General features: G+C 40.2%; 3 protein-coding genes. 2 read left to right on the top strand and 1 reads right to left on the bottom strand.

Annotated features, from left to right (window positions below; all coding sequences use genetic code 11):
- A partial coding sequence (locus QZ276_RS02310) for a PKD domain-containing protein (protein ID WP_292484919.1) occupies nt 1-11,889 on the bottom strand: 11,889 nt, incomplete at its 3' end.
- A 490-nt stretch (nt 11,890-12,379) separates the two neighbouring features.
- Between QZ276_RS02310 and QZ276_RS02305 the strand changes: the two genes are divergently transcribed.
- Both QZ276_RS02305 and QZ276_RS02300 read left to right on the top strand, forming a co-directional pair.
- The gene (locus QZ276_RS02305; RefSeq protein WP_292484917.1) at nt 12,380-13,354 is read left to right on the top strand and encodes a LuxR C-terminal-related transcriptional regulator; all 975 of its coding nucleotides are present in this window, start codon (nt 12,380-12,382) and stop codon (nt 13,352-13,354) included.
- A gap of 136 nt (nt 13,355-13,490) precedes the next feature.
- Complete coding sequence (locus tag QZ276_RS02300) at nt 13,491-13,859, top strand: PleD family two-component system response regulator (RefSeq protein ID WP_292484915.1); 369 nt, start codon at nt 13,491-13,493, stop codon at nt 13,857-13,859.
- The last annotated feature ends 576 nt before the right edge of the window (nt 13,860-14,435 follow it).

The raw sequence follows: 14,435 nt of genomic DNA, 5'->3' as shown, positions 1-14,435 counted from the left end.
AATGTATACTTCATGCGGAGCAACTTCAAAATCAGCTTCAGGTTTGTTATGCACAATAACAGTGGTGTCATCGGTAACTTTAGAGCCATCAGGTCCGGTAGTTGAAAGTTCCACTGTGTATTCCCCTGGTGAATAGTAAGTATGCCTTGGGTTTTCGTGTTTGGAAATGTTATTATCTCCAAAATCCCAGGTAAATTGAGAATTGGCATTCAGCGATTTATTCAGGAATTGTACTGTCAGGGGCGGACATCCCTCGTTCGTATCAAGCGTAAACTCCACTTTCGGCATTTCATAGTAGGTAATACTCACCTCATCAAATGCAACACATGAATTATTTGTTATTTTCCATCTGAATGTATTCTCCCCAGGGGCCAAATCAGAGACCTTAGTCTGAGCACTATCCGGATGTTCAAATGTACCTGACCCACCCAATATGATCCATTCGCCATCGCCACGCGATGGTGTATTGCCTACCATATAAGCCTCAGGCTCATAGACTGACTGGTCTTCGCCAGCATAGGCTGTTGCAAGATCATTATAAACAATAACCTCATCTATGGAAGTACATCCATTATGTTTGGTGGTCCACCGAAGAGTATTAGGACCAAAACCCAGCCCTTTAACCTTAGAGTTTGCAGAATATTTATCTTCAATCTCTGCCGTCCCGCTAACAAGGCTCCATTCTCCAGTTCCAATTGTCGGTTCCTGGGCATTTAATCGAGTCTCATCACCACATACATGCATATCATCACCGGCAAAAGCTACTGTAGGAGAATTATTCTGAATAGTAACCTCATCATACAACGTACAACCATTTTTCTCAATATTCCAGCGCAATACATTTCGGCCATAATTTAGTCCTGTAACTTTTGTTTTAGGATCATTTTCATCCTCGAAGCTTGCACTTCCCTCCACGATCTCCCAATATCCGGTCTGACCGTAAGACGGGTGATTACCCTGGAGGTATGTACTATCTGAGCAGACACTCTTATCAGGTCCGGCATTCGGGATATCCGGTTTATTCACTGCAATTGAAACCTCATCGCTTGTACTGCACTGACCGTTATAGATTGTCCATTTGTAAGTATTCGTTCCCTGGGCCATATTATTAACTGTTGTAGAGGAGGAAGAATCCTCTTCGAACTCACCTGATCCAGCTACAACTGTCCACTTTCCCTGACCAAATGGCGGTTCTTCAGCATAAAGCTCATAGCTATCACTGCATGTACTGTCATCTTCACCTGCATAAGCCTGAACAGGCATGTTATTTGTAATGGTCACATCATCGGAGTATATACATCCATTCCTTGTCACTGTCCATCTGAATGTATTTTCACCCAATTCAAGGTCTGTAACATCCGTTGACGGACTGCCGGGATCATGTATATCCCCTCCTCCAACAATTGGTTCCCAGACTCCTACACCTATATAGTTTGGATTTGCCTGTAAAGTTACTGAATGGTCACATATATCCTTATCTTTTCCTGCGTAAACAATACCAGGATGGTTATTCTGAATAGTTACAGTGTCTTTAGAAACACACGATTCATTTACTATTGTCCACTTCAACTGATTCTCCACCATGTAATCCAATCCGCTAACATCGGTATCTGGATTATTATGATCCTCAAAGTTTGCTGAACCCGTTATCACCGACCAATATCCATCCCCGGGGGCAGGATTATTAGCAGATAAAGAGGTACTATCAACACATATACTTTGGTCTATACCAGCATCAGACTCTATCATATCATTTGAAATCTCTACTTCATCATAGGATTCACAACCTTCATGCTCTATTGTCCAGCGAAGGATATTGCTGCCTTTACTCAATTCACGAATAGTTGTATTATGCACTAAGGTGTCATCAAATTCTCCATAACCAGTAATCACCCTCCATTTACCTGTACCTACAGAAGGATCATTGGCATTCAGATTGAATGTATCGACACAAATTGATTTATCTCGTCCTGCGTTCGCCTCACTCGGGTTATTATTCGTTATTGTAACATCATCGTAAGATGAACACTCTCCTTTTGTTATTGTCCATCGCAGGACATTATCGCCATGACCAAGATTTTCAACAACAGTATTACCTACAGTCTGATCCTGGAAGGTAACAGACTCGGAGCCACTAACCAGGGTCCATAACCCTTCGCCTTCAACAGGAGCATTTCCATATAATACAGTTTCATCTGAACATAAGGTCATGTCATCCCCTGCATCAGCCTCTGTAGGAGTATTATTAGTGATAACAACATCATCAGTGGATTCACATCCTTCATGAGTAACTTTCCAGCGGAAGGTATTCGTTCCTGCACTCAATCCATACACCATGGTATTATTTTTTGTGGAATCTTCAAAAGTTCCGGAGCCACCTATTAATTCCCATGAACCTTCCCCAATAGTAGGAGAATTGGCAGTAAGCTGTGCCGAATCAGCACAATAAGTCATATCAGGACCTGCGCTAGCTTCAGTAGGCGAATTGTTGGTAATGGTGACTTCATCAGATACAACCCCATTGCCATATACCGTCCACCGAAGTACATTGTCACCCTTGGATAAATTCTTGGCTAAAGTATTCGGGTCATTTTTGTCTTCAAAATTAGCAGAACCATCAACAACACTCCACTCTCCTTCTCCCTGCTCAGGATCGGAAGCATTTAACCGAAGCTGGTTAGTACAAATAATAGTATCCTCTCCTGCCGTTATATCCCCTGCATATTGATTATCAACAACTACTGTATCCCTTTCGATACAATCTTCATACGTTACCGTCCATTGAAACTTATTTTTTCCATAAGCAAGTTCAGTAACTTCAGTCTTTGGATCAGTTTCATCCGCAAACTCTCCTCCACCTTCAAGTAGAGTCCATACCCCTGTTCCTTTCTCCGGAGTTGTTGCCTCCAGATGTGTTTCAAATTGAAAAACAACCTGATTTGGACCAGCATTAACCGGATATGGTGAATTATTTATTAGCATAACACTATCGTAAGAGATGCATCCATCGATGTTTACTCCCCATCTCAGAATTGTTGTATCACTTGACCCCAGGTAAACCTCTGTATCCGGTGCTTCAGGGTCATCAAAATTTGCAGAGCCATCTACAATTTCCCACATACCAGTAGCTCCAGAAGGGGCAGCTGTAGCATTTAAATCAGTTCTGTAGGAACAAAGAATTTGATCCTCTCCTGCATCAACCTCGGTTTGGTTATTGGTGATAATTACAGAATCTGATGAAGAACAGTTGTTTTTAGTTATAGTCCATTTCAGAGTGTTATCACCATTTGAAATATCAGTAATTTTGGTACCCGGATCATTGATATTTGCAAAATCTACAAACCCATTAACAATTGACCATTCGCCGTATTCATCACTTTTTGGAATATTGGCGTCGAGATAAGCACTATCCTTGCATAATTCACGGGATATGCCAGCTTCTGCCTCGGTAGGAGAATTATTGATTAATGTTACTTCATCGTAACTTTCACAACCATTTTTTGTTATTGTCCAGCGTAGCACATTTTCTCCTCTGGCGAGGTCCTCTACAGCTGTAGAATAACTATTGGCATCCTGAAATGTTGCTTTACCTTTTTGTACTGACCAGTTCCCGGTGGCACCTTCTGGTGGTTGACTACCGTTAAGGGTGTCAACATCTTCACATAATTCTTTATTAGCTCCTGCATTTACAGATACCTGATTATTCTCTATAATAACAGTATCAGTCACAGAACAGGTGCCATTATCAAGAGTCACAGTAAATTTATTGATTCCATTTCCAAGGTCAGTCACTTCAGTTTCAAAGCTGTTTGGAGCATCAATAATTCCGTGTCCTTCTATCAACTCCCATAAGATAGTTGTTGAACCTCCTGGGTCTTCAGCTATCAGAGAATCGGAAGCCGAGCATATTGATTTGTAAAAATCAGTCACAATTTCAGGTACAGAATTCACGCTTATTTCATGTTTTGGAGATTCTTCCCCATACCCACACTCATTCTTTCCTTTCACCTTGACTATGCCACCCGTGGTCGATTCATCAAAGTTAACGACAATCATTCTTGTACCTTCGCCAGATGTTATCGTAGCACCCGATGGAAGTGTCCATTCATACTCATCTGCATAATCAATCTTATCTACTTCAAAGGAAACATTATCAGCACCTTGACATATTTCATCCGGACCTGTTATTGAACCTGCTGAATCCGGTAAATTGTTTACAGTAATAGCATGGCCTACAGATTCCTCTCCGTCACCGCAAGAATTCGTTCCATACACAGTTATCATTCCATTCTGTGCAGTATCTGAATAGCTCACCGATATTGTTCGGGAATTATCGCCGGCAACAATCTCTGAACCTGCTGGAACTGACCATATATAATATTCTGCATATTCAATCTCAGGAACTGTATAATCAATGGTGGATCCTTCACAGACAACTGAATCCCCTGTGATAGTTCCAGGTTCTTCAGGCAGAGGTTCCATATCAACAATTGCTGTTCCGCTCATCCTTAAAGAGCAGCCATTATCACCGGTGGCATAAGCTGTATAGGTTCCATCGGCTGTGATATTTCCGAAAGAAATACTATCGCCGTCCCCATTAATATTGGTAATATAAGCATTCCCGTCCTGATATAAATCATACGTAACTGAGTTTTCAGAATCATCAAGATATACTTCAACGCCTCCTGTTCCTTCACAGAATGTTCCTCCACCTAAGAGATCAAACTTAGCCGGGTTAGGAAGTATAATATAGGTAACTTCAGTATAGCTACTTTCACATCCGGTTGAGCTATTGGATTGAGTCACATAATATGTATAGGTTCCTGTGGTATTCTCATCCGGTGTAAATATATTACCTTCTGCAATAGCATTTGCCGGTGGTTCGGAATCATACCATTTAATGTTATCTCCATGAGCCACAAAAGATTTATTATCTGAACCATAACATATTTCAAGTGTATCTTCTTCAACCACGGGGGCAGAAGGAATATCATTAATGGTGAAATAAGCATCTTCCTGCTCGCTTTCACAACCATTCATATCGACCTGGGTTACTCCAAATTCATAAGTTCCTATATCGGTCTGAGTTGGTTTATATGAATCAGAAACTGAAAGCAGGCTATCACTGCTGTTATACCAATGAATGTCATAGTTTGAATTGGAAGGATAAGCCTCCATGAAAGGATTTGGTTCTCCGTAACATATTGATTCATCTTGTGTGGTAGGCTTGCCGGGTAATTCATAAATCGAATAAATAGCTGAAGCAGCGTCGCTTTCACAACCGTTTGCCCCTGTTTGGGTGGCATAATATGCATAATCTCCTGGAGCAGAAACAGCTGGAGTATAAGTGTCTCCAGAACCAACCTGGTTGGTTAATGTTGCGTCATCATACCATTTAATATTCGTTCCTGTTGCTGTCAAAGGAACATTTGAGGAACCTTCGCATGTGCCGGTATCACCTACCATAGGAGCAGAGGGCGGTGTATTGTCTTCAATGACTTTCACTGTACTATCATTCTTACAGCCTGTAACTTTATCTGTCACTGTCAATGTATAATAACCTCCTTCATCCGCTGTGGTAATACGAGACTCGTCATTACCTGTGATACTTGGCCCTGTCCACTTGTAAGAAACACTATCCGGAGAACCACCTTCCAGTTCAACTTCCGGATTGGAACAAGTTATGTCATCAACAGGATCAATGAATACAGAAGGAGTGTAATAATTGGTATCTACTTCTACGCTGTCTTCTCTATAACAACCATTGTTATTCTTAGTAATTCTCAATGTATACCATCCCGCATCATCCACTGTAGGTGTGGGGGTATTCGGATTAGCTATATTACCATCTCCGGTGGTTGTCCATTTATAGGACACATCTGTCTGTCCGGTATTATCCTCAAGGGTAACTTCTGATCGCTCGCAGGTAATATCCTCCGGATCTTTATTGATGTTAATAGCAGGTTTAGTCGTGTTTTCACCAACTTCATGACTTGTTATTCTCTGGCATCCGTTCACTTCATCTGTTACTGTCACATTGTATGTGGCGGCAGACGTAACTCTCGGATTAGGCAAGTCCTCATCACCAGGTACAATATCACCACCAGACCACTGGAAAGTTACCTTTGTAGGATCATTTGCATATTCTATCCTGCTTTCAATTCTTACTGTATCTACACTACATGTTAGCGTATCTGAGGAAAAGCTTACATTCGGTTTTTGTTTATCTTCATAAATCTCAACCGACTTGGAATTGGTACAGCCCGTAATACTGTCAATAGCGTGGAAAGTGTAAGTTCCGGGTTCATCGACTGTAACATTTAGTGAACTATCACCGGATACAATATTACCATCGGAGGTTGTCCACCAGTAATCCGGAACGTCAACGGAATCGACAGGAATCTCCAACTCTGGGTTCTTACAGGTTAAGGTATCTGTATCCATATAACCCATAAGAATATACGGAACATTTTGGGCTGCTTCAACCTCAACACTATCTTTATCCGTACATCCGCTGGTGGGGTGTTCTACAGTAAGGATGTACCAGCCGTCAGAGCCTACAATAATTTTTTCCAGAGTATTATCAGACAAAATGTTGCCATTTTTGCTGGTCCATTCAAAATTTATCCCCTCGGATGCGCTGCCGTCAATATGTACCGTATCTTTTTCACATGTAATCCGACTCACATTCTTGTCAATGACAGCCTCAGGCAATGAATCATTTCTTTCGACGGTCACTGTGCTATCTATGGAACATCCTGTTTCCGGATGGGTAACTGTTACAGTATAATCCCCTGGTGCGTCCACAATAGGATTCTCTGTTGTTTCATAGTCTATATCGCCTATACCATCAGTGGTCCAAAGCAAATCAGAGTCATCCGGATATACATCAACCTCTAATTCTACAGTATGATTTTTACAGGAAATATCTTCAGGGTCATTATCAAAATAATTGATATTAGATGTTGTATAATTCGTATCAACAGTTACTGAGCTATCTGTTGTACATCCATTATCTCCTGTAATCACAATTTCAAATGTACCCGAGCCATCAACAACAGGAGTTTTAGAAGTAACATCGGTGATGGTACCGCTTCCGCTGCCTGGGACCTTGCTCCAATGATAAGTAACGTTTGGGGTGGTGGATGAAACTTCCAGCGTATCATGTGTATTGCTGCAGGTTATATCCTCATAATTTGTTGTCAGTGTCATTTGAGGACTGGCAGTATCAGCAGGGACATCAATATAGTCAGTGGTTGTGCATCCATTATCCGCTGTTGCCTCAAGCTTATATGTTCCCGGAGCATCTACATAAACGGAATCCTGGTCGTCAGGTGTTATGTTACCGCCATCACTTGTTGTCCATAAAAGTGATGAATAACCGGACACATCAGCTACCAGGTTCACATCTTCCGTGCAAGTAATCTCATTGGGGTCTCTTGTGATATCATGAATAGTTGGGGGTGTAATATCTTCAGAAATATCTATACTATTTGTTCCTGTACATCCTGTGATAGTATCAGTAACTGTCACTGAGTATGTTCCAGCGGCATTAACCACGATTTCCGGACTTAATGCACCGGAAATAATATTTCCTCCGTTGGAAGCGCTCCACTTCACAGTCTTGTCTGTTAAGTCAGAAGTCATTCGTAAGGTGTCATAAGGCTCATTACAGGTAATCTCACCATATACTGCAGTAATATTAGCATTTACATTGTGCCTGTTGTCATTAACAGTAGTGGTATCTTCCGTTGTACAACCTGTTGAATTTTTGGTAACTGTCACTGCATAATCATCGGCTTTATCGACCAATGCGGTATTGCCGGATGTATCTACAATATTTCCGGTAGAAAGTGGGTAGAAATCGTATGAAACATTTGAAGTATTCGTTGATGCTTCAAGGCTTACCTGATTAGTATCACAAGTTATATCTCCCGATTTTGTTAAAGATACATCAGTAGGAGCAGAAGAATCAGCTTCAACGGTTCTTGATTTACTTCTGCTGCATCCGTTATCATCATAAGTCACTTTCAGTGTATATTCGCCTATCTCCTTTACGGTGACTGAAGAAGTTCCCTGTCCGTCAATTATTTCAGGTCCGCTCCATTGATAGGTAGCATCGGAAACAGTAGTAGCAGAAATTACCGAAGTATCCCTTTCACAAGTTATATCCTGTGGATCGGAGAGATCGAAAGAAGGCTTTGTAAGATTATCCTCCACCTCTACTGAAGCTACCCTGGTACATGAATTCTCCAAATCAGTTACCGTCACCTCATAGGTTCCGGCAGAATCTACCGTTGGAGTAGCAGTTGAATCGCCCGAAACAATATTTGCACCATTATAAGCAGTCCACACATATTCTGTATTATCATCCGCATCGGAAGTTGCCTCAAGGGTTACAGAAGTTTTATTACAGGTTAATGTATCCGGTGTTTCAATGTTGACAGAAGGTTTTTGTGTATCCTCAGTAAGCGTTACTGTAGTATCCGTAACACAACCATTGGCATTTATCGTAAGCGTATAATCTCCTGAAGCAGAAGCGTATATTGAATCATTTTTTACGGTCTTCCCGCCCCCTGTCCAGGTATATTGTGCATCGGAAGGATCAGGATCTCCTGAACCAACCATCAATACAGAATCTTTACTACAATCAAGCTGATCGCTAATGCTTATGTTATCTATTTCGGGTATTGAATTTACTATGACATAGAGGGAGTCTGCTCCTCCCGCACCAGAAGCATTTACTCCCCAAGCAATGACATAACCACTACTTGCACCAGAGCTGTCTATATCGACCTCAATAGTTTCTGTTCCGTATCCACTGACGATATGGAAACCAGTTGGCACTGACCACTCGATAGAATCTGCCTCCGGTAGATCCGGAAAAGCTTCATAAATGAGACTACGGGAGCCGGCACAAACGGTATCAGGTCCTGCTATTGAATCAATATCGGCAGGTTCCGACATTACCTCAACGTCAAAATATGCCGTATCACCAACTCCGCAACTGTTTGAACCAAAAACTTCAATGGTATAATTCCCTGGTGATACACCTGCAAAGTCAATTTTTATGTGATTGGTCCCGTTACCGGAATCAATTGTAGCGGCAGAAGGTTTTATCCAGTTATAGGTTTCTGCATTTGCAATGGGATCAACACTATAATATCCAATCCCATCCACCTCCACAATATCATCACCTGTTATATTATAGGCATCATCGGGTAATTGCCATTCAACAGTACTGACTTCATTCAACATGCTATTCGTACATCCCTCAGGAGATGTAGCCACAACCTCATAGGTGTTTTCAGTAAAAACGGTATCAAAAGTAAAATCTCCTGAACTTACAAGGGTTGTGTCATAGTAAGTGTCGTTTCCATTCCTTATAACTTCATAATAAGTATTCGTTTCACCACCAGATAACGATATTGAATCCCCGGGAGTGTCTTCGCAATAATGCCCCGTGATATCCACCGCGTAAGCTTCAGGTAATTTTCTGACATAGACTTCCTTTGCTCTTGAATTTGTACATCCGGTATTCGGATCTGTATACGTATAAGTAATAGTATGACTTCCTGTGCCTGCAGAATCCGGATCAAATATAGCAGTTCCGTCTCCGTTATCAATGATGCCGTTACCGGTAAAGAATCCATTTGAAGACTCCGGGTTACCTGTTAGCAATACTGTATCCGCATTTAAGCAAATCGAATCGGGCAAACCGGAGAAATTCACATCAGGCACAAAATTCACAGTAACCTGCATTGTAGTATCATCGGTGCAGGTATTGCTGCCTGTTGCTTCGTATGTAATATCATAAGTACCCTCAGAGGAAACATTGGAAGGATTAAAGTATGCCTCTCCTTCCCCTCTGTCTTCGAATATATCAGTATCACTCCAGGGAGAAGTATAAAATCCGCTATCCGGTGTTGCATGGAATGTAAAACCACTGACATCATTACAATAGGCCGAATCCAACCCCGAAACATTAATATCAGGTAAATCAGAAATAGAGACATTAACAGAGTCATCCATACGACAACCATTATCATCTTCTACCTCCACGCCATAATCCTGCTCAGTTGAAGGACTAACTGTTATGGTGTCGCCACTCTGTCCGGTACTCCATTCGTAGGAATAACTACCGGAACCGCCTGAAGCGGATGCGCCAAGTTCAACAGAGGTTCCTGGGCAAATTGCTGTATCATTGGAAGTTGTTAAAGATGGAAGAGGCATAACAGAAACTGTTGAGGTATCCTTTGCAGAACAACCATTATCATAAAAGGCTTCAACAGTAAAATCAGAAGTATCCGGAGGAGAGACAAGAATAGAAGAACCTGTTTCTCCGGTGCTCCACTCATAAGAGTCTCCACCACTAGCATTTAAGGTAACAGAATCACCAAAACAAACCGAAGGATCGTTTACAGCAGGAGCCGGGACAGAATCAACCTGCACTCTCACAGTATCTTGCGAGCTACAGCCTTCCTCGCTGGTTACGGTAACCGTATAAGTAGTTGAAGTAGATGGCCCGGCATTCGTAATACGACTGTCCGGATCACTCAAATTTGAAGAAGGGTTCCATGAATAATCATCGTAACCGACACCAGCAACTAACTGAGCACTATCCCCGCGGCATATTGAAGTATCAGACCCAGCATTGGCGGTGGGATAAGAATTTACAGTCACGGTAACTCCAGCCGTATCGGGGCAATTGTAAGAATTATTGCCAATAACACTGTAATCCTGAGTACTTGTCGGACCCGCCATTGGATCAGCAATGCTGTCATCACTCAATCCAGTTGAAGGTTCCCACACATAAGTATCAGCACCACTGGCGGATAACTGCACGGAATCACCGACACATATCCCGGTACTATCAGGGGATACACTAAGACTAACCGTTGGGTATTTGTCAACATTAATCGTATCGTTCATTGGATTCTGGCAGAGAGTAGCTGTATCCGTTGCCATCACGTAATATGAACCCGAATCCGAAACGGTAAAATTTAATGCAGCGCCATCGCCGTATATGGTAGTATCTGTATTTCCCGTTGTTTGATCGATTAAATCGTATTGTATATCATTTTCAGAGTCTGATAAAGTTAATTCAATATTCGCTCCCTCGCATAAACTGGTAGGTCCGGTTAGTGTATATACCGAAGGGACGTTTTTTATGGTAATTTCCAACGAATCGTTCAATGGTTGTTCACAGGTACCTGTACCATTCGTGGCAATACCATAATAGTAGCCGGCAGAATCAGTATAGTACCCAAAATTTAACGTATCCCCTGTCCCGCCAAAGGTAGTTATATAGCCACTTTCAGAATTATGTAACTCATAGTCTACTCCCACCTCACTTGTATCCACTCCAAGCTCAACCCCTAATCCCCCCTCACAGTAAGCGGAATCACTTAAATATATCAGCGAAGCCATCCCGGGTTTTATGTCAGATATAGTGGCGCTTCCACTCATCCACACTCCATCAGTAGTGTCATAAACAGTATATTCACCCTCAAGGCGAAGACCAAAAGAAATTGAATCCCCGTCACCTGCGATGGTATCTACAGGAACTCCATCCCGATATAATTCATACCCATGTAGATTTTCTGAGCCCGAGAGCCAAACCTCTGACCCAGGACCACTACAATAGGATCCATCTTCGTAAACGTTATATATATTTGTAGCAGTAGATAAAACTTTAATAACCGTAGTGTCATAGTTATTGTCTTTTTCAACATACAAGGTATCATAAAATGGATATGAGGCAAGGCTCGCAGGAGCAATATATCTGTAATTATTACCATCAATCTTTTCAATTGTTCCTGTGTTCACCTGGTCAAAATATGGAGAAGAAGAAGGAAACGTAGCATGAGGATGCGTATTAAAGGTCATCGTATCACCCGCTATTACTGGAGAGGTAACATTTGACAAAAGGCCATTATCTAAAGTTTGAGAATAAGTATGAACTGAAAACACCAGTAAAAAAAATAAATTCCCAATAAAAAATACTATATTCATTCGTCTGTTTCGGCGCATGTATTCTAAATTTTAAAAAAAATCATATTATACGTATTCAATACTACGCAGGGGGGTATTAAAAGTTAAATTTTTAATGGTGATACAGCTCACCTTTCTAGTTTTTACTTCTATAAATTAACATGCTTTCAATTCTATATAAACGCTTTATAAAGAATATTGTTAGAAACTATAAGCAATAAACAATATCTATTTTTACTGGCCGTTAATAAATTAATATAATATCCTGCCCTACTAAACCCTAATTTATTGAAAGATTTCCAGTTAAAATCTGGTATTAATACTGTTTGAATCATTAACAGGGAAATTTAATTTTGCGACTAAATTCTGAGAGATAGAACCTATCATGAAATCCAAAGTGTTTGTCAAAAAAGACAAAAAAACAGTTTACTTTATTGAAGATCATGAAATTAACATTCATCTTCTCAAACAAATGCTCTCTCAAAAGGGTTATGAGGTTGTCAACCTGGAGCACGCCGATGAGTTGTTTGATCATATAGAAGTAAAAAAGACCGAAAAAAAAGATGAAGGCATCGCCATCATACCCGAGAATATTCATGGAGAAAGACTAGGAGAATATTTTAGCCACCTGAAAACCACTATTAAATGGTTAGTAGTTATCCTGAACAATTTTAAAACAGGCTTCTACATATCAGATGACAAAAAGTATGTAGCATATAACACCATTACAAAAAAACTTTTAAATTATAACCACAAAGATTTCAAACATTTCACCATTACAGACAATCTTCTCCAGACCGAAAAACCTCGCTATAACAAAACGATTGAACAAACTATTAACAGAGATAATTCAGATTTTACCACCGATTTGTTTATTCAGCAAAAAGAAGGGGATCTTATTAAATGCAGAGTTCTTGGATTTCGCCTGAACATTGAAGGAGAATCATTTATTGCCTGTTACATGCTAAATGAAAAAGATCATAATTTAGACGATAAAAATGAAATGGCATTAAATCGTCTTATAATAAATGAATTAAACCAAATTTTACGGAATATCACTAAAATTCAAAATCTGAATAATTATCCACTTGACGGAGAATCAAAAGAAGACATACTCCAGCATCTCCAGATCAAAGAAGAAAGAGCCAATTATGCAGATTTTAACCTCTCTTCAAGGGAATATGAGGTACTTAAGTTTATTTACAAAGGATACACAAACCAACAAATAGCTGAAAAACTATATATCAGCAAGAGAACAGCCGAATTCCATCGGTCCAACCTGTTAAGTAAGACAAATTCACGAAATACAGCAGACTTAATCCGCTTTGCCGTTCAAAACAGCCTCATCACGGAACAATAAAAATTAACAATAAATCCTCGTATTTATACTACCAACCCATTCAGTTTAACATACGTCTTAATATTGAAACCCGTATTAATACTGTTTATCAAGTTTCTAATTATTAGTACTTTTATTAAAAATAATGGACATATTTATGCCAGAGCCAAAAATAATTGCTATTGATGATAATCTGACGAACCTAAAACTAATCGAGAAGTTACTGGAAGATAAATACAACATCAAATGTTTTCAGGATGCTATGGAAGCGTTGGCCTATTTGAAAGATCATCAGGCAGATCTTATTTTGTCTGATTTAATGATGCCCGGAATGACCGGTATTGATCTTTTAAAGCAAATTCACTCCCAAAATTTACCCATCCCGCTAATAATTATTTCAGCTTACGATAACCAGCAATATATTGAACAAGCCTATTATCACGGGGCATTAAAATACATCATAAAACCCATTAACCCGGATGAACTATTCGAAGAGGTAGACAGTTCACTTACCCTTAACCCGTAAGATTAACAGGTGAATTCCGGTGGAGAGGTTGTTGTTGAGTTGATTGAGTACTAGAGTTTCGCAATAAATTCTGACACATTCATTAATAACCATCAATAGTTATGAGAATAGGAGGCTGCTTTGAGCAGGGTGTTTACAGACTCCCCTAATCAACCTCCCTGCCCCATTTCAGTGGGATCTTAAAAATCAAAAAGCCGGCAAGTTATGGTATTGTTGATATTTAGGTTAACTCATGGATTGTTTTCCTGTTTTCCGCATTGGGACACCCAATAATTAATATGGTTTGCCAGTTAAAAATAAACTAAATCATAGATTCTATTACTTATTGTAAAAAAATTCGAAGTTTTAATATTAATTCTACAGGATTTGCACCGGTTTAGAGATAATTCTATTCACGGTAATTTATCTTGGCTTGCCGCCTAATAAAATTTTGCCATAAATCTAGCAAACAGGGATAGCCAGTAGGATAAAATTCTGTTTGAGTACGCCGGAGTTTACGTAGGCGTGCGAGTTAATTTTATCCGTGGCTGGGGGATTCCGTAGATTTATCAAAATTTTATTCGAGCGGTGACTTTT

The sequence above is a fragment of the Methanohalobium sp. genome (assembly GCF_018609725.1).
Classification (GTDB): domain Archaea; phylum Halobacteriota; class Methanosarcinia; order Methanosarcinales; family Methanosarcinaceae; genus Methanohalobium.
This window is presented reverse-complemented; position numbering and strand designations above follow the sequence as displayed.